The organism is Paraburkholderia sp. BR10937, from assembly GCF_040965695.1.
Classification (GTDB): domain Bacteria; phylum Pseudomonadota; class Gammaproteobacteria; order Burkholderiales; family Burkholderiaceae; genus Paraburkholderia.
Window position 1 is genome coordinate 1 of sequence record NZ_JBFRCL010000275.1, and the last position, 240, is coordinate 240.

Annotated in this window: 1 protein-coding gene; it reads right to left on the reverse strand. The window is 69.2% G+C overall.

Annotated features, from left to right (window positions below; all coding sequences use genetic code 11):
* On the reverse strand, window positions 1-240 hold a 240-nt coding region (locus tag AB4Y44_RS42960), incomplete at both ends, for a hypothetical protein (RefSeq protein WP_368702862.1).

A 240-nucleotide genomic window follows, 5' to 3' on the forward strand; every position in this document is an offset into this window, starting at 1 on the left:
GCGCTCCATCCACGAAGCCATGAAGTGGCAGCCGATGCCGGCCTGCGCGATCGAGCCTTCGGGCACCTTGGTCGACGTGTTGTGCGGGCAGCCCGAGCAGAAGTAGGGCGTGCGGCGCACGGCGTCGAGCTTGGCGGCGAGGCGCTGCTCGATGGCGAGACTCGGCAGATCGGGCCAGCGGTTGTGCAGGCCGCCCGGCGGCGGGGTGAAACCTTCCGGCGCTTGCCAATCGGTCTTGAT